Raw genomic sequence first — 23,610 nt, 5'->3', positions numbered from 1 at the left:
TCCTGATCATCGATTCGTGGAACGTGAACCCGCCGGTCCGGGCCGTTGTTCCCCGGGTAGGTTCACCATCATGACCTGGCCCGAACTGCCGATCGTCCAGGCGCCCATGGCGGGCGGGCCGTCCACGCCCGAACTCGCCGCCGCCGTCTCCGAGGCCGGCGGCCTCGGCTTCCTCGCCGCCGGATACAAGAGTGCCGCGGCCATGCGCGCCGACATCGCTCGCACCCGCGAGCTGACGTCCCGCCCCTTCGGGACGAACCTGTTCATGCCGTCGCACGACGACGCCGATCCCGCGGCCGTCGAGGCGTACCGGGCGCGGCTCGCCCCGGAGGCCGCACGGCTCGGCGTCGCCCCCGGGACCCCGGACCCCGCCGCGCGCGACGACGACCACGACGCGAAGATCGCCGAACTGCTCGACGACCCGCCCGCGTTCGTGAGCTTCACCTTCGGCACCCCCGCGGCCGACGTCGTCCGCGCCTTGCAGGGACGCGGCGTCACCGTCGTCGTCACCGTCACGACCGTGGACGAGGCCATGCAGGCGTTGCACGGCTCGGGTGCGGACGCCCTCTGCCTGCAGGGCTCCGAGGCCGGCGGGCATCGGGCGTCCTTCGCGAACACCCTCGACGAGGGCCTACCGGTCCGCGCGCTGCTCGCCGCCGTGCGGGCCCGCACCGACCGTCCGCTGATCGCCGCCGGGGGCCTCGCCACCCGCGCGGACGTCGCCGAACTCCGCGGGCTCGGGGCGGTCGCCGCGCAGCTCGGCACCGCGTTCGTCCGGTGCCCCGAGAGCGGCGCGAACCCCGTGCACAAGGCCGCGCTCGCCGATCCCCGCTTCACCGCGACCGCCGTCACCCGCGCGTTCAGCGGGCGCCCCGCCCGCGGCCTCGTCAACCGCTTCCTCACCGAGCACGACGCCGCCGCGCCCGCCGCGTACCCGGACGTCCACCACGTCACCTCGCCGCTGCGGAAGGCCGCCGTCGCCGCGGGCGACCCGGACGTCGCGAACCTGTGGGCGGGCACGTCCTGGCGGCACGCGACGGACGCCCCGGCGGCCGACGTCGTCCGGTCCCTGGCGGGCTGACCCGGCGTCCGCCGAACTCGAAGGCGACATCCCGGAGAGACGCGGGCGATCCCTTCCTCGACCCCCGCATCTAGTTCGTGCCACGAACAGTGTTGGTTCGTGGAGCGAACTTCAGACGTCGTTGCCCGGTTCGAGGAAGACGACCGGGACTTCGTTGTCGAGGACGACGCGGCCGAGCAGGCCGGCGAGCGAGTCGCGCTCGGCGCCGTCCATGCCCCGCACCAGGTCCGCCATCCGCCTGGAGGTCGCGCCGTAGAAGGTGCGCGCCAGCCGCTCGCCCTTCGGGGTGAGCGCGACCCGCACCGCCCGGGTGTCCCGCTCGTCCGGCTCGCGGCGGACCAGCCCGTTGCGCTCGGTGCGGTCGACCAGGCCGGTCAGGCTCGACTTCGCCAGCCCCAGCATCGAGCCCAGCTCGCCCATGCCGTACGGCCGCCCCATCAGCACGCACAGCAGTCGCCCCTGCTGTGCGGTGAGGCCGTGCTCCCGGGCCGACTCGCCGTACACGGCGTTCACCAGGAACGCGGACCGCACGAGCGCGGCCGCGATCCCGATCCGCCCGTCGTCATCTCTCAGCACGCGGTCAGTGTACCGATGCAAGAGAATGTCAGTTCGTGCAGCGAACTAACCGTGCCGGGAACCCCAGTCCCAGAGGGCCTGCAAGACGGGACCGAGCTCCCGCCCGCGCGGCGTCAGCGCGTACCGCGTCCGGACCGGACGGCCCGGCAGCCGGTGCCGCTCCGCCGCGCCCACCGCCACGAGGTGCGCCAGCCGGTCCGACAGCACCTTGTCCGACAGCGCGGGCAGCAGCTCCCGCAGCTCGCCGTACCCCCGGTCGCCCTTCAGCAGCTCCCGCACCACCAGCGTCGTCCACCGCCCCCGCAGCGCCGCCAGCGCGATCTCCACCGGGCAGTCCTCCGCCGGCGCCGCGACCGCCGCGCGCGGATCGTCCGGCAGCCCCGGCCGGATAACCGTTTGGTGAGCCACGGGCGCGCCTCCTACGTTCTCGACCACTCGCCTCACCGGAAGGATCCCAGGATGCGACCGCTCGCCAAACGCCCCGAGGACGTCCCCGCCGTCTTCGCCGACCGCTTCAACTCCGGCGACCCCGCCGCCCTCGCCGAGGTCTACGAGGACGGCGGCATGCTCGTCCTCGGCACCCCCCTCACCGGCGCGGCCGCCCACGCCGCGAACGCCCGCCTCCAGAGCCTCGGCGCGCCGATCACCGTCAGCCCCCGGCACGTCTACCCCCACGGCGACCTCGCGCTCCTCATCGTCGACTGGACGATCCAGGGCACCGGCCCGGACGGCGACCCCGTCGACATCCGCGGCACCGCGACCGACGTCGTCCGGCGCGGCGAGGACGGATACTGGCGGTACGCGATCGACAACCCCTTCGGCATCGAGGAGTTCGAAGGGCCCGGCGATGAGAAGTGACACGTGGACGAACGGCTCCGCCGGACCGCCGCCAAGCCGGCGATCGGGGGAGGGGCGGGTTGACCTTGACGTGGGCGTGAAGGTTTTAGCGTCCGGGCATGCATGCGCAGAAGACGCGGGACGCGGCGGTTGCGGAGGAGTCGTCGCGGTCGTTCCCGCTGTGGTTGTTCGCCCTGTTCCTCCTCGCCTTCTCGTTCGGCACGGACGACATGGTCATCGCCGGGGTGCTGCCGGACATCGCGCGCGACCTGGACGTGTCGGTGGCCGCGAGCGGGCAGCTCGTGACGGTGTTCGCGCTGACGTTCGCGCTGGGGGCGCCGGTCGCGGCGGCGGTGACGGCGCGGGTGCCGCGGCGGGGGCTGCTGGCGGGGGCGGCGGCGGTGTTCGTCCTCGCGAACCTGGGTGCGGCGGCGGCGCCGGGGTACGGGGCGGTGCTGGTCGCGCGGGTCGTCGCGGGGCTGGCGGCGGCGACGGCGTCGCCGGCGGCGTTCGCGGTCGCGGCGGCGGCCGCGCCCGAAGGGCGGCGGGGGCGGTTCCTCGCCGCGGTGAGCGCCGGGATGACGACGTCGCTGGTGGCGGGCGTCCCGGTCGGGACGTGGATCGGGGACGCGCTGGGGTGGCGGGCGACGATGCTGTACGTCGCCGCGCTCGCGGCCGTCGCGGGGGTGGTGCTGGCGGTGACGCTGCCGGGGCTGCCCGGTGCGGCGCCGGCGCGGGGACGGCTGCGGGCGCTGCGGCGGCCGGGGACGGCGGTCGCGCTCGCCGCGATGGTCCCGGCGGGCGCGGGCGGGATGATGTCGTACGTGTACATCACCGAGATCGCCGGACGGCTGGGGGACGTGCGGGGCGCGGCGGTGGCGCCGGTGATCACCGCGGCGGGCGTGGCGGGGGTCGCGGGGGCGTTCCTCGGCGGGCGGGCCGTGGACGCGCTGGGCGCGCCGAAGGCGCTCGTGGTGTTCATGGCCGGGGTGGCGGCCGCGCCGGCGTCGATGGCCGTGCTCGGCGCTGCGGGCGGCCCGTATCCGGCGGTCGTCGTGGGGGCCGTGTTCGTGTTCTACGGGCTCGTGACGTGGGGGATCGCGCCCGCGACGCAGGCGTGGCTGCTCGATCGGGGCGGGCCGGACGCGGCGGGGGAGCTGCTCGCGGTGAACAATGCCTGCATGTACCTCGGGTTCTCGCTCGCCGGCGGCGTCGGCGGGCTGGCGCTGGGCGCGGGCGGCGCGGCGGCGGTGCCGGTCGCGGCGGCGGGATGCGCGGGGCTGTCGCTGGTTCTGTTCGCCGCGGCGCTCGTGGGGAGGCGAGATGCGGATCGGTGAGGTGGCGCGGTGCGCGGGGGTGTCGACCCGGGCGGTGCGGTACTACGAGGAGCAGGGGCTCGTGCATGCGGACCGGGACCACAACGGGTACCGGGTGTACGGGCCGGAGAGCGTCGGGCTGGTGCGCGAGATCGCGCGGCTGCTGCGGCTCGGGTTGAACACGGACGACGTCGCGATGTTCGTCGGCTGCCTGGGGCGTGGCGAGCCGCCGTCGGGGGAGTGCGTCGATCTGCTGCGGATCTACTCCGAGCGGCTGGGGGCGCTGAACGAGCGGATCCGGGCGCTGACGGAGGTGCGGGACCGGCTGGCGGCGGAGACCGACCGGATCGCCGAGCACATGGCGGACAGGTAGGGCCTTTCCGGGGCGGGCGCGGCGGGTTACCGTGGCGGTGGCGTCCCGGCCGGCAGTGCGCCTTGCGCCTGGGAGGGTCCCGCACGCGGGACCGCGTGGCTCTGTGCCGGCTCCTCAGTATTCCCGTCTGCCGAGGAGCCCGATGAAGTCCCGAACATGTCCGTGGCCCGTGCTCGCCGCGCTCGTCCTCGCACTGGCCGTGGTGGCGTTCCCGCTCCGCGCGTCCGCCGCGCCCTTGACCGCGTGCACGTATCCCGCGTGGGCCGAAGGCAATGCGTACACGGCCGGTACCAAGGTGTCCTTTGAGGGGCGCGGGTACGAGGCCGTCTCGTCGCACACCGCGTACCCGGGCGCCGGTTGGAGTCCGGCGTCCACACCGACCCTGTGGCGCGACATCGGCGCCTGCGAGGGGACGCCGCCGACCGGTGAGGAGGACGACTGCGCCCTGGCGGGCAAGCCGTCCGGGAAGGTGCTCCAGGGGTACTGGGAGAACTGGGACGGCGCGGCCAACGGCGTGCATCCGCCGTTCGGCTGGACGCCGATCACCGACCCGGAGATCGGGCGGCACGGGTACAACGTGGTGAACATGGCGTTCCCGGTGATCCGCTCGGACGGCACCGTCCTGTGGGAGGACGGGATGGACGCGACGGTCAGGGTCGCGACGCCCGCGGAGATGTGCGCCGCGAAGGAGGCGGGGCTCACGCTGCTGATGTCGATCGGCGGGGCGGCGGCGGGCATCGACCTGTCGTCGCGGGCCGTCGCCGACCGGTTCGTCGAGACGATCGTGCCGATCCTGCGGCGGTACAACTTCGACGGGATCGACATCGACATCGAGACGGGGCTGACGGGGAGCGGCGACATCGGCACCCTGTCGGCGTCGCAGGCGAACCTGGTGCACATCATCGACGGGGTGCTCGCGCGGATGCCGGCGGGCTTCGGGCTGACGATGGCGCCGGAGACCGCGTACGTGACCGGCGGCAGCGTCACCTACGGGTCGATCTGGGGCGCGTACCTGCCGATCGTCAAGAAGTACGCCGACAACGGCCGGTTGTGGTGGCTGAACATGCAGTACTACAACGGCTCCATGTACGGGTGTTCCGGTGACTCGTACTCCGCCGGGACGGTCGAGGGGTTCGTGAAGCAGACCGACTGCCTGGACGCCGGGCTGGTCGTCCAGGGCACGACGATCCGGGTGCCGTACGACCGGCAGGTGCCGGGGCTGCCCGCGCAGCCCGGCGCGGGCGGCGGGCACCTGCCGCCGGGCCTGGTCGCGCAGGCGTGGAACCACTACGGCGGGCGGCTGAAGGGCCTGATGACCTGGTCGCTGAACTGGGACGGGTCGAAGGGCTGGACGTTCGGCGACAACGTCCGCTCCCTGCAGGGACGCTGACGCGGGACGGGCCGGGGTGCGGGCCCGCACCCCGGCTCGTCATCCGGCGGCGCGGGTGGCGCGGCCGCCCAGTTCGCGCAGGTGCTCGACGAGTTCGGGCGGGCCGTGGACGGTGAAGTCGCAGCCGAGCATGAGCAGCCGGGCGGCGAGCCACGGCAGGGTGTCGGCGTAGGTGTCGAGGCGGCAGGTCCGCTCGTCGAGGGGGGTGACGTCGGCGGGGTCGGCGCCGAGCCCGACCCGGACCTCCTCCGCGGGGGCCCGCAGGGTGACCGTCGCGGTGTGGACGGGCGCGAGCGCGTACATCCGGTCGGTGACGAACGCGACGGCGTCCCCGCCGGGGATCTCGCGGGGCGCGAACCGCTGCCCGGTGGGGCGGGGGTCCCGGATCCGGTCGGCGCGGAAGATCCGCCAGTCGTCGCGCTCGGTGTCGCGGGCGAGCAGGTACCAGCGGCGGCCCGCGGCGACCAGCCGGTACGGTTCGGCCTTCCGGCGGCCTGCGGCGCCGTCGGCCTTCACGTACGCGAACCGCAGCGCCTCCCGGTTGGCGATGGCGGCCGCGGCGGCGGCGAGGACGTCAGGGTCGACGCGGGACCCGCCGCCGGGGTGCGGCATCGCGACGGTCGCGGCGTTCAGCACGGCGACCCGCCGCCGCAGCCGCGCGGGGAGCACCTGCTCCAGCTTGGCGAGGGCCCGGACGGACGCGTCGCCGATGCCGTCCACCGCGTTCGAGGCGGCGGTGCGCAGGCTGACGGCGATCGCGACGGACTCCTCGTCGTCGAGCAGCAGCGGCGGCATGGCGGTCCCGGCGACGAGCCGGTACCCGCCGTCGGGGCCGGTGGTGCCCTCGATGGGGTAGCCGAGGCCGCGGAGCCGGTCGATGTCGCGGCGGACCGTGCGGGGGCTGACGCCGAGCCGGTCGGCGAGTTCGCCGCCGGGCCATTCGCGCGGCGTCTGGAGCAGCGACAGCAGGGTGAGGAGCCGCCCGGGGGTGTCCGTCATGGTCTCCGGCATCCGTGGGGTTGAGGCCAGGAGTTGACCTAAACCGACTCTACCTTGGGCCATCAGCACCGAGGAGGACACATGACCGTTCGGCCGTTCCGCATCGACGTCCCGCAGGCCGACCTGGACGACCTGAACGAGCGGCTCGCGCGCACCCGGTGGCCCCGGCAGCTCCCGGGCGAGGGGGGGAGCCGCGGCGTCCCGGTCGCCTACCTGGAGGAGCTGGCCGAGTACTGGCGCACCGGGTTCGACTGGCGCGCCCAGGAGGCCCGCTTCAACGGGTTCCCGCAGTTCATGACCGAGATCGACGGGCACGACGTGCACTTCCTGCACGTCCGGTCGGCCGATCCGGACGCCCTGCCGCTGCTGCTGACGCACGGCTGGCCGAACTCGTTCGTCGAGTTCGTCGACCTGATCGGGCACCTGCCGGACTTCCACGTCGTCGTCCCGTCCGTCCCGGGCTACGGGTTCTCGGCGGCGCCCCGCGACACCGGCTTCGGCGTGGCGCGCGTCGGCCGCATGTGGGCGGAGCTGATGCGCCGCCTCGGCTACGACCGGTACGGGGTGGAGGGCGGCGACCTCGGCGCCTACGTCGCGCCGGAGGTCGCGAAGGCCGCGCCGGAGCACGTCGCCGGCGTGTACGTCATCGCCGGCCTCGGCTTCCCCACCGAGAAGGACGTCCCGGACATGACGCCCGACGAGCGCGCCCACTACGAGATGATGCAGCAGTGGTCGACCGGCGGCGTCGACCACCACGCGATCCAGCGTGCCGCGCCGCAGACGTTCGCGTACGGGTGGGACGACTCCCCGGCGGCGGCGCTGGCCTGGATGATGCAGAAGTTCGAGGACTTCAACGTCACGGACGTCCCGGCCGACAAGGCGCTCGACCGCGACCTGATCCTCGCCAACGTCAGCCTGTACTGGTTCACGCGGTCGTTCGGGACGGCCGCGTGGCCGTTCTACGGAACGTCCGAGTCGGGGTGGCCCGAGGGGCAAAACCTCGTCCCGACCGGCGTCTACAGCGGCGACCCGCCCAGCATCCGCCGGCTCGCCGAGCGCACCAACACGATCGTCCACTGGCCGGAGGGCAACCCGGGCGGCCACCACTTCATCGCGATGGAGCGCCCGGACGCCGTGGCCGCCGACCTGCGGAAGTTCTTCGCGCTCGTCCGCTGACCACCGCCCGGACCGGCCCCGTTCCCGCCGGGAACGGGGCCGCCCCGCTCACGGCACCAGCACGACCTTCCCCGGCAGCCGCCCCGCGACGGCCGCGTCGTGGACGGCCGCGAGGTCGGCCAGCGGGCGCCGCTCGCCGACGTCGATCGTCAGCTCGCCCGCGTCGACCCGCGCGACGAGCCCGGCGAGCTGCGCGGCGTCGCTGCGCGCGAACACCTGCGCCGTCCGGACGCCGGTCCCGTCGGGCGCGGGGGTGGTGGTGCTGACGAAGATCCCGCCGTCGGCGACCAGATCCAGGAGCCGCGCGACGTCCTCGGGCTCGTTCCGCACGAGGTTCAGCACCACGTCGAACCGTTCGCCGTCCACCGCGTCGGGGAGGGGCGTGGCGGTGTAGTCGATGACGCGTTCCGCGCCGTGCGCGCGCACACGGGCCTCGCTGCGCGCGCTCGCGGTCGCGGTGACGCGCGCGCCCGCCCGTACCGCGAGCTGGACGACGTACCCGCCGACCGCCCCGCCCGCGCCGTTGACCAGGACCGACCGTCCCGCCTCCAGCCCGGCGTGCTCGAACAGCGCCTGCCAGGCGGTCAGCCCCGACGACGGCAGCGCCGCCGCGTCGGCCGTCTCGACCGTGCGCGGCGCCGCGGCCAGGACGTCCGCGGGGACGGCGACGTACTCGGCCGCCGCGCCCGGCGCGGTCACCGGCAGGAACGCCACCACCGCGTCCCCGACCGCCCAGCCGCCGGCGCCGTCCCCGACCTCGGCGACGACGCCCGACACGTCGAAGTTCGGGATGTGCGGGAGCGCGACCGGGAACACCTCGCCCATGATCCCCATGCGGACCGGGACGTCCAGCGGGTTGAAAGCGGTCCCGGCGACCCGCACCACGACCTGCCCCGCGCCCGCCGCCGGCCGCTCGACGTCCTCGACCGCCAGGACGTCGCTGCCGCCGTGGGAGTGGTAACGCACTGCCTTCATGGTCTCTCCTTCGCTCAACTGCTTCGGATTCGAAGCATGTACCGGCGTCCAACGTGCTTCGAATCCGAAGCAATCCCGCGTCCGGGTGTGACGCCGGTCACATTGCTTCGAATTCGCAGCGATACGGTGGAGGGGTGACCGACCCCGATCCCGGCCCCGTCCAGCCGCTCGACCCGCAGGAGCTTGGGACCTACTTCGCGCTCATGGAGGCCGTCAGCCTGCTCCAGCACCAGGTCCAGCGGCAGCTCCGCGCCGAGGGCGACCTCAGCTACGTGCAGTTCCAGCTCTTGGCCCGCCTCGCCGCCGCCGACGGCGGCCTGTCCATGACCGACCTCGCGGACGGCGTCGTCTACAGCCGCAGCGGCCTCACCTACCAGGCGGGCCTGCTGGAGAAGGCCGGACTCGTCGCCCGCGGCCCCAGCCCCGACGACGAGCGCGCCACGCTCGTCACCATCACCGCGGACGGCCGCGCCCTCGTCGACCGCGTGATGCCGGGCCACATCGAGGGCGTCCGCGGCCTGCTGTTCGACCCGCTCACCCGCGACGACCTGCACCGGCTCGGCGACATCATGACCCGCGTCCGCGACCACATGCGCGCCCGCCCGCCCCGCTCCGCCGCCCCCCGCAAACGCCCCGCCGACGGACGACCGTAACCGGACAGAACGTGCACGACGGCGCCGTCACGCCGTACGATCACCCGACTGGCGCGCCGGGAAGTCTGGTCGGCACATCGACACCCGTCGGCCGGTGCGCCCCCGCGCCCGGCCCGTCGAGAGGCCGCAGGCATGCGCGAACGCGAACGGCTCAGCCCGACCGGTCTGCCCTGGCCGCGGGAGTGGTCCGGGATCCGCAGGCACGGACGGACGCGCAGCGCGGTCTTCGCCGCGGTCGGGGTCGTGCTGCTCGTCTTCGCGGGCCTGTTCGCGGCGTGGCCAACGGCACCCGAGGACGCCCATATGGCGTGGGCGTTCGTGCCTCTCGGCGTCGGGGTGCTGCTCGTTTCGTTCGTGGTGCGGGTCGGAACTGACCGGTCGGCGGTCTTCGTCGCGGTCCTGGAGGACGGCGACGAGCGGGTCTCCGGTGCGGCCTTCCCCGTCCGGCGCGAGGTCCGTCCGGCCACGGCGACGGCCGCCGTGCTCTTCGGGGCGGGCGCGCTCGGGATGTTCCTCTCCCCGGACCCGGCGGTCGGCGCGGACCCGGTCATGCTGGCGATCGGAACCGTGCTCGTCGTCGCGGGCATCGTCGCGGCCGCCGCCAGAACCGGGTTCCGGGGCGTCGTGCTGGCGCCGGGGCTCGTCGTCGTCCGGACCGCGCTGTTCGGGCGTTCCGAGCGGCTGGCCTGGGAGGACGTCCTGGACGTCATCGTGTACGAGGCGCAGGGCGGCCCGGCCTTCGCCCTGGTGCCCGTCGACCTGGACGTCTTCGGCACCGACCGCCGGGACCGGCTGCGGGCGGCGTTCGGGGAAGGCCGGGTGGAGGTCCACGCGGGGCGGTTCGGCGTCGACCCGGCTCTGCTGCTGCTCGCCCTCCGCCACTACCTCCACCACCCCGGCGACCGGCGCGAACTCGGCACCCGGGAGGCGGTCGAGCGGATCCGCGCGGGCCGGTTCCCCGGTTAGGGCGTCCAGGTGCGGACGGTGCGGCGCCGCAAGATCACCCGACCGTGCGCCGGGAAGTGGACCCTGCCCGTTCGCCGGTGCGCCCGGGTGCCCGGCCCGTCGAGAGGCCGCCCGCATGAGCGAAGGCGAACGGCTCAGCCCGTCCGGTCTGCCCTGGCCGCCGGAGTGGTCGATGCGCCCCGGCCACGGACGGGCGAGGCTCGCGGGCTTCGCGAGCGTCGGCGGGGTGCTCGTCGCCTTCGGCTGCGTCGCGGGGGTGCCGGACGGCGAGCCGGTGATGGGCGCCGCCTTCGCGCTCATCGGGGCGGGCCTGCTGCTCGTCCCCGCGGTGCTCGGGGTCGGCCGTCGCCGCGGGCCGGTGTCCCTCGCCACCCGCAGGGCGGGCGGCGAACGGTACCGGGGGGTCGTGTTCCCCGTGCGGTGGTCGTACCAGATCGCCCTGCCATTGATGCTCGCCGCCTTCGGAGCGGGCTCGGCCGCGCTGTCCGGGACGGCCGATCCCGCCGTCGCCGGCGACCCGATCCTGCTGCTGATCGGCGCCGTGCTGCTCGCCTGGAGCCCGCGCTGCCTGGTCGGGGTGCTCGGGTTCCGCGGCGTCCTCCTCACGCCCGAGGCGGTGGTCGTCCGCAGCGGCATGCACCGGACGGCCCTGCGCCTGCCGTGGCGGGAGATCGACGGCGTCGTCCCCTACGAGCGGTCCGGCGAGGGCGGCAAGGAGCACAAGCTCATCGCCCTGACGGTCCTGGACGCGTCCCACCTGCGCGTCCGGTGGTGGCCGTGGGCGAAGTACCGGTACTTCGGCGTCCGGGACGCGGAGACGACCGTCCACGCCGGGCGGTTCGGGGCCGATCCGGCCCTGCTGCTCCTCGCCCTCCGCCACTACCTCGACCACCCCGCCGACCGGCCCGAACTCGGGGGCCGGGAGGCGGTCGAGCGGATCCGGGCGGGACGGCTCCTCGGCTAGGACGACGTCCAGGAGCGGCCGGTGAGGCGTTCGTAGACGTCGATGTAGCGGGCGCGGGTGGCGTCGACGACGTCCTGCGGGATCTCGGGGCCGGGCGGGGTGCGGTCCCAGTCGAGGGTGCTGCTCCAGTCGCGGACGAACTGCTTGTCGAGGGAGTGCTGCGCGCGTCCCGGCTCGTAGGAGTCGGCGGGCCAGAAGCGGGACGAGTCGGGCGTGAGGACCTCGTCGCCGAGGACGAGCGTCCCGTCGGCGGCGCGGCCGAACTCGAGCTTGGTGTCGGCGATGATGATGCCGCGCTCCCGCGCCAGTTCGGCGCCGCGCCGGTAGACGGCGAGCGTGACGTCGCGGAGCCGTTCGGCGGTGTCGGCGCCGATCTCCGCGACGACGTCGTCGAACGTGATGAACTCGTCGTGCCCCTCGACGGCCTTCGTCGTCGGGGTGAAGATCGGCTCGGGGAGCTTCGACGCCTCGACGAGGCCGTCCGGCAGCGCGATGCCGGACACCGCGCCGTCCTTCTCGTACTGCTTCAGCCCGAGGCCGGTGAGGTAGCCGCGGGCGATCCACTCGACGGGCAGCATCGACAGCCGGCGGCACCGGATCGCCCGGCCCTCCCACTCGTCCGGCACGTCCGTCGCGGACACGACGTGGTTCGGGATGATGTCGCCGAGCTGCTCGAACCACCACAGCGACAGCTGCGTGAGGATCTTGCCCTTGTCGGGGACGGTCGTCGGCAGCACCACGTCGTACACGCTGACCCGGTCGGACGCGACGAGGATCAGTTCGTCCCCGTCGGCGTAGACGTCCCTGACCTTGCCCGAGTGGACGAGTTCCATCGACGCTCCTCAGCTCGCGGTGCGGTGTGCGGGCGCCCGCCGGGCGTCGGCGTCCGCTGAGGAGCGTCCGGCCACCTCCAGGCGCCCGCGAAGTTTACCCCGGTCGCGCGCGGGACGAACGGCGCGGTTCGTCCCGCGCGCGGGACGTCAGGCGGCGAGCGCGCGGGCGCCGAAGCCGCGGGCGCCGGCGACGGCGGCGGCGTGGTGCTCCCGCGCGATGCCGCGCAGCTCCTCCATGCCGGGGGTGGTGGCGGCGAGGGTCAGCTCCCGCTTGATCACCGTGAGGTCGGCCTGCCAGATGTCGCCGAGGACGCGCTCCAGGTAGGGGGTGGAGTGGTCCCAGCCCTCGCGCGGGGCGCCGGGGCCGTAGCCGCCGCCGAGCGTGGTGACCAGCGCGGTGGGGGTGTTCTCGAGCAGCGGCTCGGTGGGGGAGCAGCCCGCGATCACAAGGTCCACCCAGGTCTTGAAGTGCTGGGAAACGCCGTAGTTGTACAGCGGGACGGCGATGATCGCGGCGTCCGCGTCGCGCAGTTCCGCCGCCAGGGACGCGCCCAGCGCGAGGGCTTCGAGCTGGGCGGGGGTGCGCTCCTGCTCGGGCACGAATCCGGCGGTGACGGCGAGCGTCCAGGCGTCGGCGGGCAGCGCGTCGGTGCCGAGGTGGCGGCGGGTCACCGCGGCGTCCGGGTGCGCGGCGGTCCACTCGGCCTCGGCGATGTCGGCGAGTTCGGCGGACGCGGACGCCCCCGGGGTGATGCTGGCGTCCAGGCGGAACAGGTTCATGGCACTCCTCGATAGCGGGACGCGGCGCTGCGCCGCGGCCTCTCGGACACTAAGCGGACTTTACCCCGCTTTCATTCCCGGCGGTAGATTGTTCGCGTGGCCCCGTCCGTCGTCCCCTTCGGGAAGCCGCGCGGCGAACGCGCCGACGCGGCCCGCAACCGCGAGCACCTGCTGGCGACGGCCCGCGAGATGATCGCGGAGCACGGCGTGGCGAAAGTGACCATGGACGGCCTCGCCGAGCGCGCCTGCCTGGGCAAGGGCACCGTCTTCCGCCGCTTCGGCTCCCGCGCGGGCATCTTCCGGGCGCTGATGGACGCGGACGAGCGGCGCTTCCAGGAACGCGTCCTGGCGGGCCCGCCGCCGCTCGGCCCCGGCGCCGACCCGGTCGACCGCCTCGTCGCCTACGGCCGCGCCCGCGTCGCCTTCCTCCTCGACCACCTGGACATCGCCCGCGCCGCCCACGACCGCGACCGCCCGGTCGCCGTCGCCGCGGACGGCACCCGGCTCCACCTCCGCGTCCTGCTCGACCAGGCCGGGGTGCGGATGCCCGCCATGGACGGCGTCGCGGTGCAGCTCACCGCCGCGCTCGAAGGGCCGCTGCTGCTGACCCTGTCGGCGTCCGAGCACCTCACGCCCCTGGAACCGGACGCCGGGCGCCTGCTCTGCGACGGCTGGGAGGCGCTGATCCGCCGCATCGTCGGCTGACCGGCGCCGGCGCCGGCGACCGCCCGTCCCGTCCGCCGCCGTGAAAGATCGGCGGAGGTCCGGACATGTACGGGTGATCCCGACCGAGGAGCCGACATGCCGAAGACCACCGATGGGTGAGGACGAGTTCACGGCGGTCTACGCCGCCACCTACCGACCCCTGCTCGGCTACGCCCTGCGCCGCTGCGACTCCCCCGAGGACGCCGCCGACGTCGTCGCCGAGACGTTCGCCATCGCCTGGCGGCGCGCCGCCGAGATGCCCGCGGGCGACCAGGCCCGCCTGTGGCTGTACGGGGTCGCGCACCGCGTCCTGGCGAACCAGCGGCGCGGCGCGCGCCGCAACACGATCAAGGCCGCGGCGCTGCGCGCGGAGCTGGCGGCCGGGACGCCGCGCCCCGCGCCCGGCGGCGACGGCCCGGCCGTCGCCGACGTGTTCCGCGCGCTGCCGGACCGCGACCGCGAACTGCTCGCGCTCGTCGCCTGGGAGGGCCTGTCCCACGCGGAGATCGCCACGGTGCTGGGGTGCTCCCGCAACGCGGTGGGCATCCGCCTGCACCGCGCCCGCGGGCGGTTCGCCCGCGCCCTGCGCGCCGCCGGCGTCGACGACCCGTCGGCCGCCGCCCGGCCCCGCGCCGCCGCCCGCCCGGCCCGTTCTTCGAGGAGTGAACTGACATGACGTCCCGGATCGACGAACTCGTGGCGGGCCTGGCCCCGGTGCGCGACGACGAGGTCACCGGCGAGCCGACCGGACCCGCGGGCCGCGAACTGCTGGCCGCCGTCCTGTCCGGCGAGCCCGCGCCGCCCCGGCGGCGCCGCCTCGCCCTCCGGCTCGCGGCCGGCGCCGTCACCGTCACCGCGGTCGCGGCCGCGCTCGTCGCCGGCCTGACCGGCTGGGAGTCCGAGCCGCTGCGCAGCTACGCCAACGCCGCGGTCGCGATCGACGTCGAGGGCGAGATGTTCGAGGTGCGGGTCAAGGACGCCCACGCCGACCAGCGCGAGTTCCGCGAGGCGTTCGCCCGGTTCGGCCTCGACGTCCGGCTGCGCGTCGTCCCCGTGTCGCCGCGCCGCCAACGCGACTTCGTCCAGGTGCGGGCCCTGCGCGCGGAGCCCGTGGGCGAGCCGCCGCCGGGCGGCGTGACGGGCACCCACAGCACCGAGCTGGAGTGCACGCCCGGCCAGGACGTCTGCGCGCTGAAGGTCGGGCTCGGCGGCGAGCTGTACCGCCGGCACGGGGCCGACATCCTCATCGGCCGCGCGGCCCGCCCCGGCGAGGTGTACACGGACGCCTACCCGGCCGCGGGCGACCGTCCCGCGAGCCTCGGCCTCACCGGCCGGACCGTCGGGGAGGCCCTCGCGGAGCTGCGCCGCCGCGGACTCGGCGCCGCCTTCACCATCGGCGCGTTCAACCTCGACGGCTCCGGCTCCATGTGGGAGCCGCCGCAGCTGTGGCGCCCCGCCGCCGACCGCCGCGTCACCGGAGCGTGGATGCGCAGTTCGAACTCGGTCGGCCTCCTGGTCGCCCCGGCCAAGGGCGACCCCGGGCCCCTACCCGTCCCGTCCGACTGAACCGGGAGCGGGCCGTCAGCCCTGGTGGTCGGCGTGGACGTAGCTTTCGGGCAGCAGGTCGCGGATCGGCACCGTCCGCAGCGCGCCCGGGGCGCCGACGATCACGCCGATCGCCGGGAAGTAGTCGAGCAGCACCTGCCGGCACCGGCCGCACGGCGGCAGCACCCCGCGCCCGCCGTCGCCCACGGCGACGATCGTCCGCAGGTCCCGGACGCCCTGCCCGGCCGCCGCGCCGATCACGACCAGCTCCGCGCACGGCCCGCCGGTGAAGTGGTACACGTTCATCCCGGTGACGATCCGGCCGTCCCCGGCCCGCGCGGCCGCCGCCACCGTGTGGTCGTCGTCCCGCTCATGGGCCGCCGCCACCTCCCCGGCCGCCCGCACCAGCTCGTGATCGACGTCGTTCACCCGCCCCATGATGCTCGGTCCTCCAGCGCGGTGCGGGCGGCGCGGCGGAACGCGGCGACGCCCGGCGCGTCCCGGTCCTCGGGACGCCACGCGAGCGCGATCGTCCACGGCTCCAGGTCCGTGACCTCGACGTACGCGACGCCCGGACGCGGATACAGGTACCGGGCCACCTCGGGGACGAACTCGATCCCCTCGCCCAGCGCGATGGCCGACAGCGCCGACTCGTAGTCGGCGACCTCGTGGGACGTGTACCGGATCGGCGAGCCGTCCGGACGCGGGTCGACCGACCAGAAGTCGCGGAACGCCTTCGGGATGTCGGGGGAGAAGCCGATGAACGGGCGGTCCGCCAGGTCGGCCACGGTCAGCGGCCCCTTGCCGGCGAGGGGATCGGCCTCGGCCATGACCGCGCACCGCGGGCCGCTCGCCAGCGGCAGCGTCTGGATCCCCTCGGGGACGGGCAGCGCCAGGAGCGCCGCGTCCACCTCGCCGTCCAGGAGCGTCCGGACGGTGTCCGCGAACCCGGTCCGGACGAACTCGACCTCGACCTGGGGGTGCCGGGCCCGCAGCTCGTTCATCATCGTAGGCACCGGCTCGACAGCCGTGATCGCCTCGAACGCGCCGACGACCAGCCGCTCCGGCGGACGGTCCAGCGCCGCGACCGCCGCTTGCAGTTCGGCCGTCGCGTCCACGACGGCACGGGCGTACGGGACCAGCGCGGCCCCCGCGGGCGTGAGCGCCACCCGCCGCGTCGTCCGCTCCACCAGGTCGAGCCCGAGCCGCCGCTCCAGGGCGCTGATCTGCTGGGAGAACGCCGACTGCGACATGAACACGCGCTGCGCCGACCGCCGGAAGTGCAGCTCCTCCGCCAGCACCAGGAACAACTGGAGCTGATGCGCGCCCGGCGCGTTCTGCAGGCCCGCCGACGGCCTCCCCCCGGTCACCATCCGCGGCACTGTACCAACGGCCCCGCCCGATTGATCTGAAAGGCCCGATCAATCCGCCTCTGACGTCGATCAATGATCCATTGGCTTCGCCGCCACCGCGCGGCAGACTGGCCGACCGTGGTCAATGGATCGCGTGCCCGCTCGGGCGCTCCCAGCGCGAGGAGGATCGCGACCGACCATGCGCGGTGACGAGAACGGCGGCCGACGGGGGAACGTGCGGCGCCGCATCGGGGGCCTGGCCACGGCGCTGGTCAGGGCGTTCACGGTGCTCGGCGTGCTGGGGGCGCCCGCGGCGCAGGCCGACACGCGCTGACGGAGCGGCAGGACGGCGCCTGGCAGCCGAGCGCCCGCACGCCGGACCAGCCCCGCCGGGACCTCCGACCACCCAAGGTCCCGGCGGGGCTTCGGCCGTCTCAGCCCGTCGTCCCGGACTTGACCTCGACCAGCAGCGCAGCGAACGCCGCCCGCTCCACAAGCAGCCGAGCCCCCTCCGGATCCTTGCTGTCCCGGACGGCGACGGTCTCAGCGAACGAAGCCAACTCCACGCAGTCCCCGCCGTTGGGGCCGGTGTAGCTCGACTTCCGCCAGGTGAGGGCGCCAGCGCTCACGACTGCGCCTTGATGCTGGTGAGAAGCTCGGCGAAGGCTCGGCGGTCTACCGCGAGCATGGGACCGTCCGGGTCCTTGCTGTCCCGGACGGCGACAAGGGCCTCAGCCGACGCAATCTCTACGCAGTCTCCGCCGTTGTTGGTGCTGCGGCTGCTCTTGCGCCAGAAAGCGCTCTTCAAGTCCATCTTTCGTCTACCGCCTTACGGATCAGCTCTATGGACTCTCTAACCGAGTACGCGCTGGCGCGGAGGGACACGAGTGCCTCGGACAGTTTTGCTGCGTCCTTGGCACCGGCGACAGTTTGGCCGCGTAGCGCGGTCTCTATGTAGGCTACCTCGCTGCGATCTCCCATCGTGGCGAGGACGAACGAGCCGGACAGACCGTCGTGCACTTGCGCAGGCACGAATTGGATGGTGCGCCGCTTGGTTCCGAAAGAGATCAAGTGCTCCAACTGCTCTTGCATGACTTTGGGGTTGCCGACCTCTCGGTACAGGACGGTCTCGTCCATGATCACGGATAGGACGGGAGGCGGCGGATCCTCTCTAAAGAGAATGCCCTGCCGGGCGATGCGGGCTTCCACGGCCGCCTCGTCCTCGAGAAGTGCCATGGCGTACTCAGGCGTTTGAAGGAGCCCGTAGATGACGGAGTTCTGGAACGCCTGGAGCATCGTGGCCTCGCGTTCGATGAGGGGCCAGTCGAACCAGGGCGGGTAGGCGGCGTTCTGCACGAGGTCGGTCCAGAGCTGGACGATGCAGCCCTCCGCGCTGACGATGCCGTCCAGTTGCTTGGCGAACTCCTCGGTGCAGCGGGTCTTGCCGCCTTCGATCAGGCCGATGTACGAGCCGCTGACCGGGAACCGCTCGCCGAGGCGGTCCTGGCTGAGTCCCAGGCGTTCCCGTTGGAAGCGGACCTGGTTGCCGAATGCGATGAGTGTGGGGCTGGTGTCCGGCGAGTGTCGGCGAGCCTTACGAGCCATGCTCTGATCCCCTCCCAAGCGCTCCGCGCCGCCCGGCAAGAGGCCGCAAGTCGAATGCGGCCCTCACAGGCGTGATTACGCAGATCGACTCTCGTTGTCACACAGAGTGTCGCTCATGTCCTTCGCTGGTGTCAGCGAAATGCGTGACCTGGCCAAAGGGAGGCGTGGGATGGCGGCGACGATGCGGGCGGACGAGGTGCCGACGGTGGTGCTGGAGCCGTCGGAGCGGGCACCGGGGGCGGCGCGGCGGTTCGTCGCCGAGCGGTTCCGGGAGTGGGGGATCGGGGACGACCACACGGCGCGGCTGATCGTGTCCGAGCTCGTCACGAACGCGTGGCAGCACGGGGACGGGCCGATCGTCGTGCGGGTGTTCCGGGACGAGCGGGACGGGCGCCCGGTGATCGAGGTGTGGGACGGGGGCGGCGGGCGTCCGGTCGTCCTGCCGGAGGACCACGCGGCGACGTGCGGGCGGGGCGTGTTCATGGTCGCTCAGCTCACCGACACGTGGGGCATCCGTCCGCTGGTGGAGGGCGGGAAGCTCGTCTGGGCGAAATGCGCGCCGTAGAGCGGTCGGGGGCGAGGGGCCATACCGACGAGGTGGATTTTCGTTTGTGCGTCGCCACAGCCCGCTGCCAGCATGAGGCCATGCGCCATCCCCTCGACAAACTGGACTGGCCGATTGTCACCGACCGGCTGCTGTTGCGTCGGGCCGCCCCCGACGACCTGGACGCGACCTGGGTTTTCCGGCAGCTTCCGGAGACCAGCGAATGGGTCACGGCCGCAGTAGAGACCTACGACGTCTACCGTGAGCGTTTCCTTGACGAGGAGCGGCTCGCGAACCTGCTCGTCATCGAACTGGACGGCCGGGTGATCGGCGACCTGACACTGGGGGTCGAGGACGCGTGGGCCCAGGCAGAGGTTGCTGACCAGGCGAAAGGCGTCCAGGGCGAGCTCGGGTGGACGCTCGACCCCGCCTACGGCGGCAAGGGGTACGCGACCGAAGCGGTACGTGCCCTCATCGACATCTGTTTCAAGAATCTCGGCCTGCGCCGTCTGCACGCGGACTGCTTCTACGACAACGAAGCCTCGTGGCGGCTGATGGAGCGGGTCGGGATGCGCCGCGAACAGCACACGGTGAAAGACTCGCTCCACCGCACCAAGGGATGGCTCGACGGTCTCTCGTACGCGCTCCTGGCCGAGGAGTGGCCCGCCCACTGAACTGCACCTACTGTCTCAACGACTCCGGGCCGTTCGGCTCGGCGTCCCGCGGCGCGCGGTCAGGGGCGGGGGCGGTGGGCGCGGATGTCGACGGGGCGGCCGTCGGGGTCGCGGGCCGTCATCGTCCACTGCGCGGGCAGGGTCTCGATCTCGCCGACCGGGTGCCCGGCGGCGCGGAGGCGGTCGCGCAGGTCGCGGAGGTGCGCGTGGTCGGGGACGCGCAGGCCCCAGCCCGCGCCCTGGAGCGGGTCGAGGCCGGTGTCGGGGGCGTCGGCGGTCTCGACGGCCATCAGGTGGTCGGCGCCGCCGACGTCGAGGGCGGCGATCCGCGGGGCGCCGGCGGTCGCGGCGCGCTCGAAGGCGAGCGTCGCGCCGAGCAGGCCCGTGTAGAAGGCGACGAGCCGGTCGAGGTCGGTCGTGGGGAGCGTCAGGTGGTTGATTCCGAGCAGATCCGACATGGTGGTCCGAGCCTAAGCCCCAGCGAACCCGAGAGGATCATGGCCGACGACGCGTCGGACCGCCGACGACCGCTCTACGCGGACCCCGAGTGGTCGGAGGATCCGGATTCCTACGAGGGGCCGGTGGAGGAACCCGACGAGCGTCCGGACTTCTCCTCGGGCATCGTGGCCGTCGCGGCGTCCCCGGACCTGGAGCGGGTGGCGATGACCACGGCGTCCCAGGGGAACACCGAGAGCGGCCGGTTCACCCTCTTCGAGACCGAGACCGGAACGCGGTACTGGCGCGACCTGGAGGAGGAGCGCCGCTTCATCGGCGACGGCCACGAGATCGCGTTCTCCCCGGACGGCTCGCTGGTCGCGGTCGCGGCCTCGACCGACCTGAAGGTGGTCGTCTGGCGGACGGACGGCATGACCGCGGCCTGGTCCGCCGGGGCGGACCCCGCCTGGGGCGACGGCACGCTGTTCACCGGTGTCCGCTTCAGCGGGGACGGGCGCCGGGTCGTCGCGGTGAGCGGGCGGCCGTGGGAGCCCGAGCCGGACGAGGCCGTACCCGCGCGCGTCGTCGTGGCCGAGGCCGGGACGGGCGCGGTCGTGTTCGCGGAGACCGTCCGGGTCCGGGGCGGCGCCGACCTGGACCACCGGGGGGAGCGCCTGGCGTACCTCGGGGCGGACGGCCGGGTCGTGATCAGGGACGTGTCCTCGGGCGAGGTCGTGGCCGAGCACCGCAGCGGGGTGCCGGGCGCCCGGCTGCTCGCCTTCTCCGACGACGACGGCGGCGCGGTCGCGGTCGGCGGCGACGGCGCGGCGGAGGTGATCCGGACGGCGACCGGGGCCTCGCGCGGCATCCCGATCACGGGGACGTGCCTGGCCGTGGCCTGGTCCGCGCGCGGGCTGCGCGTGCTGGCCGCCGACGACGACCGCGCCGCGGTGGTGGACGCCGAGGGCCGCGTCCTGTGGGAGCGGTACATGGACGACGCGCCCCTCCTCCTCGCGGCCTTCACCCACGACGGCCGCGTCATGGTCACGCTGGATCCCGATGCGACCGAGGTCGTCGGCTGGTTCTTCCCGAACCCGGACGAGATGGACGAGTCACGGTGAATGGGACGGGGTGGGGCGGGTAGGGCGGAGACTTGACCGTCCACGGGAGGTGCCGATGAGCGAACGGATATCGGCCGAGGCGGAGATCGCCTGGGAGGACTTTCACCGGCTCGTCAACATGACCTCGGACGAGCTGCGCACCTGGCTGCTCACGGACGCGTCGGGGGAGGACGCCTTCCCCGAGGCGGGCGAGGGGCCCGGGGTGTCGGAGCTCGGCGCCCGGGTCGTGGACATCCTGCGGAAGCGGAAGGTGGACCTGACCGACGGGGACGCCGAGGTGATGCAGGAGGTCGTCGACTACGTGGAGGAGCACCTGGACCACCCGCCGCCCGACGAGGCGGGGGACGAGCGGTGGCGGCACGAGCTGATGAGCGTGGGGCACGACCCGCTGCGTCCCGAGCCGTCCAGCGCATAGGGGGATGACATGCCGAACCCGCAGCAACCGGAGATGCGCCGCACCGAGCGGACCTCCGTGACGAACGAGCCGGCGCCGGAGGCCACGGACCCGAAGACGACCCGGGGGAAGGGCCACGCGCACGGCACGGACAAGGGGAGCAAGGGCGGCGGCGAGGGCGGCGGGACGCCGCCGGACCAGCGGCCGCCGCACCCCGACTGACGCCGCACGCGCCGGGGCCCGCGGGCCCCGGCGCGTCAGCGCGTGACGTCCAGGATGCGGAAGATCTCGCGGACGAGCAGGCCCGGCTCGGTGAACGGGACGAGGTAGCCGGACTTCTCCGCGACGACGTGGCGCCCCTGCGGGAGGGCCGCGGCGCGGGCGCGGTGCGCGGTGTTGAGGGAGGCCCGGCTCCCGCCGCCGAGGCCGCCGGAGCGGCGGCCGGAGATCAGCGTGACCGGGACGTCCGGGAGCTTCGGCGGGTCGTCGCGGAGCCGCCGCAGGTCGTCGATCATGCAGGCGAGTTCGGCCATCTGCACGCGGGTGGCTTCGAGGGTGCCGTCCTCCTCGCGGAGGGCGGTCGCGGACGGTTCGGGGAGCTTGGCGGCGAGCCGGCCGATGCCGAACCGGAACAGCCCGAGGCGCGCGGCGGTCGGGTCGGTGAGCGCGCTGAGCCGCATCCGGCGCTTGGTGCCCGGCATGAAGTAGTGGTCGCTGTCCTCGTCGTCCTGGTCGACGAGGAGGATCCCGGTGACGCGGCCGGGGTCCTCGGCGGCGACGGTCCGGACGATCGGGCCGCCCCAGTCGTGGCCGACGAGGATGAACGGGCCGTCGCCGAGGTGGTCGAGGACGTCCCGCAGGTCGGCGGCGAGGCGCGCGAGGGGGCGGGGCTCGGGGTCGGCGGGGCTGCGGCCGAGGCCGCTGCGGTCGTACACGACGGCGGTGGTCCGGCCGGAGATCGCGGGGACGACCGTGCCCCACATGTTGCGGGACGCGCCCGCGCCGGACTCGAACACGACGACGGGCGTGCCCGCGCCGTGCCGTTCGAGGTGGAGCTCCCGGCCGTCGCGCGTCCGGGCATGCTCGCTGACCATGGGCCGTCACCTCCGGGACCGGCGGCCGGAACGGGGGGACGGCCGCTCATGATCAGCCTAACGGCTGGCGGCCCGCCACGCGGATCCCGGACCGGACGGCCGCGGAGCGACCGCAGAAAATGATCGTCTCTTCGAAGGCCGTGCTACCGTCTTGGCGTCAAATTTCGCATTCGGGTGAATTGCGGTAGGGCCATCACATGGCGCGAGGGTCGAGGAGGCACGGCACCGGTCGCCAAGGCGATGCCGCTGGTGGGCGCGACGGCGGCGTCCAGTGGGAGGAGCATCCGCTCTACGGGCCGATTCCCTATCGGCGCTCGCCGATCGGCTACGATCCGGCATTCCGGCCCGACCTGCCTCCCGGCGCGATACGCGGTGACCCGTCACGGCAGGTGAAGTTCTGCCCGCATTGCCGGCCGCCCAAGTACTTCTATGTGGACCAAGAACTCCGCTGCCGGAATTGCGGCACGACGTTCGGTTGGCCCGCGGAACAGCAGCGGCACTGGTACGAGGTCCTGCAGCTGTCCGTGGCGGGGAAGCCGCCCGCGCGGTGCCCTGACTGCAGGCGGGAACGGCGGACGGCCCGCGCGATCGGGCGGCGGCTCGCTCGCGCGGCGGACGGCGTCCGAGAGCGCCCCGACGACGTCGACGCACTGGTGGAGTTCGCCGCCGCGATGGCCGAGCACGGCAGGAGACTCGGCTCGGGCGACCTGGCGCGCGGGGTCGCCGCGGCGCGCAAGGCCGCACGCCTCGACCCGAGCGCGGTCACCGCGCACTTCTGGGAGGCGGCATGCCACGAGGCCGCGGGCCGCGCCGAGCGAGCGGCCGACTGCTATCGGCGATTCGCGCACGAGGCACGCACACGCAAGACCCTGAGCGTGCGGAAACTGCTCAAACAGGCCCATCTGCGGCTCGCCGAACTGAACGGCCCGGCGGAGCACCCGTGACAGCGGGCCTTTCGACCCTGTGAACGCGGTCTAGATGCGGGTCTGCGGCGTGTAGCCCTCGTCCTCGCCGCCGGGCGTCTCGGCCTCGGCGTTGGGCGGGTCGGTGGGGCCGGGCGTGTGCTCCTCCGCGAAGTCGGGTTCGGGCTCGCCGGGGTCGTCGCGCCGGTCGGCGAGCGGCTTGTCCTGGTCGCGCTTCTCCTGGTCCATGGTGGGTCCGCTACCCGGTGGGCGGCGTTCGATTCGGACGAGCCCGCCGGGCCTGCGCGCCCGCCGGGCCT

General features: G+C 74.0%; 33 protein-coding genes. 19 read left to right on the top strand and 14 right to left on the bottom strand.

Features of this window, described 5'->3' with window-relative positions; genetic code table 11:
* The first annotated feature begins 70 nt into the window (after nucleotides 1-70).
* A complete protein-coding gene (locus H505_RS0118535; protein ID WP_026403187.1) occupies nucleotides 71-1,081 on the top strand; it encodes a nitronate monooxygenase in 1,011 nt (336 codons plus the stop codon).
* Nucleotides 1,082-1,192: 111 nt separating this feature from the next.
* On the opposite strand, the gene H505_RS0118530 is transcribed toward H505_RS0118535, so the two are convergent.
* Together H505_RS0118530 and H505_RS0118525 are read right to left on the bottom strand one after the other, a co-directional pair.
* Nucleotides 1,193-1,657, bottom strand: coding sequence for a MarR family winged helix-turn-helix transcriptional regulator (locus H505_RS0118530; protein WP_211238503.1), 465 nt, complete (start codon nucleotides 1,655-1,657; stop codon nucleotides 1,193-1,195).
* A 45-nt stretch (nucleotides 1,658-1,702) separates the two neighbouring features.
* Nucleotides 1,703-2,065 (bottom strand): winged helix-turn-helix transcriptional regulator, encoded by a 363-nt coding sequence (locus H505_RS0118525; protein WP_026403185.1) that lies wholly within the window; start codon nucleotides 2,063-2,065, stop codon nucleotides 1,703-1,705.
* 51 nt (nucleotides 2,066-2,116) lie between these two features.
* Here H505_RS0118525 and H505_RS0118520 point away from each other — a divergent pair, with 51 nt between their 5' ends.
* The 4 genes from H505_RS0118520 to H505_RS0118500 all read left to right on the top strand — a co-directional run bounded on the left by H505_RS0118520 (nucleotide 2,117) and on the right by H505_RS0118500 (nucleotide 5,573).
* Entirely contained in the window at nucleotides 2,117-2,515 is a 399-nt protein-coding gene (locus H505_RS0118520) for a YybH family protein (RefSeq protein ID WP_026403184.1), read from the top strand.
* Nucleotides 2,516-2,613: 98 nt separating this feature from the next.
* Nucleotides 2,614-3,831 (top strand): MFS transporter, encoded by a 1,218-nt coding sequence (locus H505_RS42745; protein WP_051300849.1) that lies wholly within the window; start codon nucleotides 2,614-2,616, stop codon nucleotides 3,829-3,831.
* Nucleotides 3,818-4,183 (top strand): MerR family transcriptional regulator, encoded by a 366-nt coding sequence (locus H505_RS42740; protein WP_051300848.1) that lies wholly within the window; start codon nucleotides 3,818-3,820, stop codon nucleotides 4,181-4,183. Before H505_RS42745 ends, H505_RS42740 begins: the two co-directional genes overlap by 14 nt.
* Before the next feature lie 142 nt (nucleotides 4,184-4,325).
* Nucleotides 4,326-5,573 carry a glycosyl hydrolase family 18 protein gene (locus H505_RS0118500; protein WP_026403182.1) on the top strand — a complete coding sequence of 416 codons (1,248 nt, stop codon included), beginning with the start codon at nucleotides 4,326-4,328 and terminating at the stop codon, nucleotides 5,571-5,573.
* A 39-nt stretch (nucleotides 5,574-5,612) separates the two neighbouring features.
* On the opposite strand, the gene H505_RS0118495 is transcribed toward H505_RS0118500, so the two are convergent.
* Entirely contained in the window at nucleotides 5,613-6,572 is a 960-nt protein-coding gene (locus H505_RS0118495; protein WP_026403181.1) for a helix-turn-helix transcriptional regulator, read from the bottom strand.
* 81 nt (nucleotides 6,573-6,653) lie between these two features.
* On the opposite strand from H505_RS0118495, the gene H505_RS0118490 reads away from it, so the two are divergent.
* Nucleotides 6,654-7,748 carry an epoxide hydrolase family protein gene (locus H505_RS0118490; protein WP_026403180.1) on the top strand — a complete coding sequence of 365 codons (1,095 nt, stop codon included), beginning with the start codon at nucleotides 6,654-6,656 and terminating at the stop codon, nucleotides 7,746-7,748.
* A gap of 48 nt (nucleotides 7,749-7,796) precedes the next feature.
* Here H505_RS0118490 and H505_RS0118485 read toward each other — a convergent pair whose 3' ends face one another.
* Nucleotides 7,797-8,723 (bottom strand): NADP-dependent oxidoreductase, encoded by a 927-nt coding sequence (locus tag H505_RS0118485; protein ID WP_026403179.1) that lies wholly within the window; start codon nucleotides 8,721-8,723, stop codon nucleotides 7,797-7,799.
* Nucleotides 8,724-8,857: 134 nt separating this feature from the next.
* On the opposite strand from H505_RS0118485, the gene H505_RS0118480 reads away from it, so the two are divergent.
* The 3 genes from H505_RS0118480 (at nucleotide 8,858) to H505_RS0118470 (ending at nucleotide 11,306) form a co-directional block, all read left to right on the top strand.
* Nucleotides 8,858-9,376: a MarR family winged helix-turn-helix transcriptional regulator gene (locus H505_RS0118480; RefSeq protein ID WP_026403178.1), complete on the top strand. Its 519-nt coding sequence runs from the start codon at nucleotides 8,858-8,860 to the stop codon at nucleotides 9,374-9,376.
* A gap of 132 nt (nucleotides 9,377-9,508) precedes the next feature.
* Entirely contained in the window at nucleotides 9,509-10,342 is an 834-nt protein-coding gene (locus H505_RS0118475; protein WP_026403177.1) for a hypothetical protein, read from the top strand.
* Nucleotides 10,343-10,457: 115 nt separating this feature from the next.
* Nucleotides 10,458-11,306 carry a hypothetical protein gene (locus H505_RS0118470; RefSeq protein ID WP_026403176.1) on the top strand — a complete coding sequence of 283 codons (849 nt, stop codon included), beginning with the start codon at nucleotides 10,458-10,460 and terminating at the stop codon, nucleotides 11,304-11,306.
* Here H505_RS0118470 and H505_RS0118465 read toward each other — a convergent pair.
* Both H505_RS0118465 and H505_RS0118460 read right to left on the bottom strand, forming a co-directional pair.
* A complete protein-coding gene (locus H505_RS0118465) occupies nucleotides 11,303-12,139 on the bottom strand; it encodes a phosphoribosylaminoimidazolesuccinocarboxamide synthase (RefSeq protein WP_026403175.1) in 837 nt (278 codons plus the stop codon). The genes H505_RS0118470 and H505_RS0118465 overlap by 4 nt on opposite strands.
* Nucleotides 12,140-12,286: 147 nt before the next feature.
* Entirely contained in the window at nucleotides 12,287-12,919 is a 633-nt protein-coding gene (locus H505_RS0118460; protein WP_026403174.1) for an NAD(P)H-dependent oxidoreductase, read from the bottom strand.
* Between the two features lie 96 nt (nucleotides 12,920-13,015).
* On the opposite strand from H505_RS0118460, the gene H505_RS0118455 reads away from it, so the two are divergent.
* From H505_RS0118455 to H505_RS0118445, 3 genes are all read left to right on the top strand, one after another.
* The gene (locus tag H505_RS0118455; protein ID WP_051300847.1) at nucleotides 13,016-13,624 is read left to right on the top strand and encodes a TetR/AcrR family transcriptional regulator; all 609 of its coding nucleotides are present in this window, start codon (nucleotides 13,016-13,018) and stop codon (nucleotides 13,622-13,624) included.
* A gap of 112 nt (nucleotides 13,625-13,736) precedes the next feature.
* A complete protein-coding gene (locus H505_RS0118450; protein WP_026403172.1) occupies nucleotides 13,737-14,300 on the top strand; it encodes an RNA polymerase sigma factor in 564 nt (187 codons plus the stop codon).
* Nucleotides 14,297-15,190, top strand: coding sequence for a hypothetical protein (locus H505_RS0118445; RefSeq protein WP_026403171.1), 894 nt, complete (start codon nucleotides 14,297-14,299; stop codon nucleotides 15,188-15,190). Before H505_RS0118450 ends, H505_RS0118445 begins: the two co-directional genes overlap by 4 nt.
* Nucleotides 15,191-15,205: 15 nt before the next feature.
* Here H505_RS0118445 and H505_RS0118440 read toward each other — a convergent pair whose 3' ends face one another.
* Entirely contained in the window at nucleotides 15,206-15,598 is a 393-nt protein-coding gene (locus H505_RS0118440; protein ID WP_199747756.1) for a cytidine deaminase family protein, read from the bottom strand.
* Nucleotides 15,595-16,542, bottom strand: a complete 948-nt coding sequence (locus H505_RS42735; protein WP_051300846.1) for a LysR family transcriptional regulator — start codon at nucleotides 16,540-16,542, stop codon at nucleotides 15,595-15,597. Before H505_RS42735 ends, H505_RS0118440 begins: the two co-directional genes overlap by 4 nt.
* Before the next feature lie 178 nt (nucleotides 16,543-16,720).
* Here H505_RS42735 and H505_RS52425 point away from each other — a divergent pair, with 178 nt between their 5' ends.
* The gene (locus tag H505_RS52425; RefSeq protein ID WP_281173457.1) at nucleotides 16,721-16,855 is read left to right on the top strand and encodes a hypothetical protein; all 135 of its coding nucleotides are present in this window, start codon (nucleotides 16,721-16,723) and stop codon (nucleotides 16,853-16,855) included.
* A 100-nt stretch (nucleotides 16,856-16,955) separates the two neighbouring features.
* Here H505_RS52425 and H505_RS0118425 read toward each other — a convergent pair whose 3' ends face one another.
* The 3 genes from H505_RS0118425 to H505_RS47785 are packed head-to-tail and all read right to left on the bottom strand — an operon-like array spanning nucleotide 16,956 to nucleotide 18,126.
* Nucleotides 16,956-17,150, bottom strand: a complete 195-nt coding sequence (locus H505_RS0118425) for a DUF397 domain-containing protein (RefSeq protein ID WP_026403169.1) — start codon at nucleotides 17,148-17,150, stop codon at nucleotides 16,956-16,958.
* Nucleotides 17,147-17,335, bottom strand: a complete 189-nt coding sequence (locus H505_RS0118420) for a DUF397 domain-containing protein (RefSeq protein ID WP_026403168.1) — start codon at nucleotides 17,333-17,335, stop codon at nucleotides 17,147-17,149. The genes H505_RS0118425 and H505_RS0118420 overlap by 4 nt, the downstream gene beginning before the upstream one ends.
* A complete protein-coding gene (locus H505_RS47785; RefSeq protein ID WP_051300845.1) occupies nucleotides 17,326-18,126 on the bottom strand; it encodes a helix-turn-helix domain-containing protein in 801 nt (266 codons plus the stop codon). The genes H505_RS0118420 and H505_RS47785 overlap by 10 nt, the downstream gene beginning before the upstream one ends.
* A 169-nt stretch (nucleotides 18,127-18,295) precedes the next feature.
* Between H505_RS47785 and H505_RS42725 the strand changes: the two genes are divergently transcribed.
* Nucleotides 18,296-18,691: an ATP-binding protein gene (locus tag H505_RS42725; RefSeq protein ID WP_026403167.1), complete on the top strand. Its 396-nt coding sequence runs from the start codon at nucleotides 18,296-18,298 to the stop codon at nucleotides 18,689-18,691.
* An 80-nt stretch (nucleotides 18,692-18,771) separates the two neighbouring features.
* Nucleotides 18,772-19,344: a GNAT family N-acetyltransferase gene (locus H505_RS0118405; protein WP_026403166.1), complete on the top strand. Its 573-nt coding sequence runs from the start codon at nucleotides 18,772-18,774 to the stop codon at nucleotides 19,342-19,344.
* Nucleotides 19,345-19,403: 59 nt separating this feature from the next.
* Here the strand turns inward: H505_RS0118405 and H505_RS0118400 are convergent, their stop codons facing one another.
* The gene (locus tag H505_RS0118400; protein WP_026403165.1) at nucleotides 19,404-19,802 is read right to left on the bottom strand and encodes a VOC family protein; all 399 of its coding nucleotides are present in this window, start codon (nucleotides 19,800-19,802) and stop codon (nucleotides 19,404-19,406) included.
* A 39-nt stretch (nucleotides 19,803-19,841) separates the two neighbouring features.
* On the opposite strand from H505_RS0118400, the gene H505_RS0118395 reads away from it, so the two are divergent.
* From H505_RS0118395 to H505_RS0118385, 3 genes are read left to right on the top strand one after another with little or no spacing between them, the layout of a single operon-like run.
* The gene (locus tag H505_RS0118395) at nucleotides 19,842-20,900 is read left to right on the top strand and encodes a WD40 repeat domain-containing protein (RefSeq protein ID WP_026403164.1); all 1,059 of its coding nucleotides are present in this window, start codon (nucleotides 19,842-19,844) and stop codon (nucleotides 20,898-20,900) included.
* Between the two features lie 55 nt (nucleotides 20,901-20,955).
* Complete coding sequence (locus tag H505_RS0118390) at nucleotides 20,956-21,315, top strand: DUF3140 domain-containing protein (RefSeq protein WP_026403163.1); 360 nt, start codon at nucleotides 20,956-20,958, stop codon at nucleotides 21,313-21,315.
* A gap of 9 nt (nucleotides 21,316-21,324) precedes the next feature.
* A complete protein-coding gene (locus H505_RS0118385) occupies nucleotides 21,325-21,516 on the top strand; it encodes a hypothetical protein (RefSeq protein ID WP_026403162.1) in 192 nt (63 codons plus the stop codon).
* A 35-nt stretch (nucleotides 21,517-21,551) separates the two neighbouring features.
* On the opposite strand, the gene H505_RS0118380 is transcribed toward H505_RS0118385, so the two are convergent.
* Nucleotides 21,552-22,388, bottom strand: a complete 837-nt coding sequence (locus H505_RS0118380) for an alpha/beta fold hydrolase (protein WP_026403161.1) — start codon at nucleotides 22,386-22,388, stop codon at nucleotides 21,552-21,554.
* A 197-nt stretch (nucleotides 22,389-22,585) separates the two neighbouring features.
* Between H505_RS0118380 and H505_RS49040 the strand changes: the two genes are divergently transcribed.
* Nucleotides 22,586-23,332, top strand: a complete 747-nt coding sequence (locus tag H505_RS49040) for a zinc-ribbon domain containing protein (protein WP_084550457.1) — start codon at nucleotides 22,586-22,588, stop codon at nucleotides 23,330-23,332.
* Between the two features lie 30 nt (nucleotides 23,333-23,362).
* Here H505_RS49040 and H505_RS50625 read toward each other — a convergent pair whose 3' ends face one another.
* Nucleotides 23,363-23,539, bottom strand: a complete 177-nt coding sequence (locus H505_RS50625) for a hypothetical protein (protein WP_169528842.1) — start codon at nucleotides 23,537-23,539, stop codon at nucleotides 23,363-23,365.
* Nucleotides 23,540-23,610: the final 71 nt, after the last annotated feature.

The sequence above is a fragment of the Actinomadura rifamycini DSM 43936 genome (genome assembly GCF_000425065.1).
Classification (GTDB): domain Bacteria; phylum Actinomycetota; class Actinomycetes; order Streptosporangiales; family Streptosporangiaceae; genus Spirillospora; species Spirillospora rifamycini.
Note: the sequence above shows the minus strand (reverse complement) of the source record. Positions and strands in the feature narration are given on the sequence as shown.

Coding starts and splice junctions, on each gene's coding strand:
- H505_RS0118390 (WP_026403163.1), top strand. CDS start 20,956: ATGAGCGAACGGATATCGGCCGAGGCGGAGATCGCCTGGGAGGACTTT.
- H505_RS0118420 (WP_026403168.1), bottom strand. CDS start 17,335: ATGGACTTGAAGAGCGCTTTCTGGCGCAAGAGCAGCCGCAGCACCAAC.
- H505_RS0118385 (WP_026403162.1), top strand. CDS start 21,325: ATGCCGAACCCGCAGCAACCGGAGATGCGCCGCACCGAGCGGACCTCC.
- H505_RS0118520 (WP_026403184.1), top strand. CDS start 2,117: ATGCGACCGCTCGCCAAACGCCCCGAGGACGTCCCCGCCGTCTTCGCC.
- H505_RS0118470 (WP_026403176.1), top strand. CDS start 10,458: ATGAGCGAAGGCGAACGGCTCAGCCCGTCCGGTCTGCCCTGGCCGCCG.
- H505_RS0118485 (WP_026403179.1), bottom strand. CDS start 8,723: ATGAAGGCAGTGCGTTACCACTCCCACGGCGGCAGCGACGTCCTGGCG.
- H505_RS42740 (WP_051300848.1), top strand. CDS start 3,818: ATGCGGATCGGTGAGGTGGCGCGGTGCGCGGGGGTGTCGACCCGGGCG.
- H505_RS0118475 (WP_026403177.1), top strand. CDS start 9,509: ATGCGCGAACGCGAACGGCTCAGCCCGACCGGTCTGCCCTGGCCGCGG.
- H505_RS0118460 (WP_026403174.1), bottom strand. CDS start 12,919: ATGAACCTGTTCCGCCTGGACGCCAGCATCACCCCGGGGGCGTCCGCG.
- H505_RS47785 (WP_051300845.1), bottom strand. CDS start 18,126: ATGGCTCGTAAGGCTCGCCGACACTCGCCGGACACCAGCCCCACACTC.
- H505_RS52425 (WP_281173457.1), top strand. CDS start 16,721: ATGCGCGGTGACGAGAACGGCGGCCGACGGGGGAACGTGCGGCGCCGC.
- H505_RS0118450 (WP_026403172.1), top strand. CDS start 13,737: ATGGGTGAGGACGAGTTCACGGCGGTCTACGCCGCCACCTACCGACCC.
- H505_RS0118490 (WP_026403180.1), top strand. CDS start 6,654: ATGACCGTTCGGCCGTTCCGCATCGACGTCCCGCAGGCCGACCTGGAC.
- H505_RS42725 (WP_026403167.1), top strand. CDS start 18,296: ATGGCGGCGACGATGCGGGCGGACGAGGTGCCGACGGTGGTGCTGGAG.
- H505_RS0118395 (WP_026403164.1), top strand. CDS start 19,842: ATGGCCGACGACGCGTCGGACCGCCGACGACCGCTCTACGCGGACCCC.
- H505_RS0118465 (WP_026403175.1), bottom strand. CDS start 12,139: ATGGAACTCGTCCACTCGGGCAAGGTCAGGGACGTCTACGCCGACGGG.
- H505_RS0118495 (WP_026403181.1), bottom strand. CDS start 6,572: ATGACGGACACCCCCGGGCGGCTCCTCACCCTGCTGTCGCTGCTCCAG.
- H505_RS0118535 (WP_026403187.1), top strand. CDS start 71: ATGACCTGGCCCGAACTGCCGATCGTCCAGGCGCCCATGGCGGGCGGG.
- H505_RS0118380 (WP_026403161.1), bottom strand. CDS start 22,388: ATGGTCAGCGAGCATGCCCGGACGCGCGACGGCCGGGAGCTCCACCTC.
- H505_RS49040 (WP_084550457.1), top strand. CDS start 22,586: ATGGCGCGAGGGTCGAGGAGGCACGGCACCGGTCGCCAAGGCGATGCC.
- H505_RS42735 (WP_051300846.1), bottom strand. CDS start 16,542: ATGGTGACCGGGGGGAGGCCGTCGGCGGGCCTGCAGAACGCGCCGGGC.
- H505_RS0118400 (WP_026403165.1), bottom strand. CDS start 19,802: ATGTCGGATCTGCTCGGAATCAACCACCTGACGCTCCCCACGACCGAC.
- H505_RS0118445 (WP_026403171.1), top strand. CDS start 14,297: ATGACGTCCCGGATCGACGAACTCGTGGCGGGCCTGGCCCCGGTGCGC.
- H505_RS0118405 (WP_026403166.1), top strand. CDS start 18,772: ATGCGCCATCCCCTCGACAAACTGGACTGGCCGATTGTCACCGACCGG.
- H505_RS42745 (WP_051300849.1), top strand. CDS start 2,614: ATGCATGCGCAGAAGACGCGGGACGCGGCGGTTGCGGAGGAGTCGTCG.
- H505_RS0118500 (WP_026403182.1), top strand. CDS start 4,326: ATGAAGTCCCGAACATGTCCGTGGCCCGTGCTCGCCGCGCTCGTCCTC.
- H505_RS50625 (WP_169528842.1), bottom strand. CDS start 23,539: ATGGACCAGGAGAAGCGCGACCAGGACAAGCCGCTCGCCGACCGGCGC.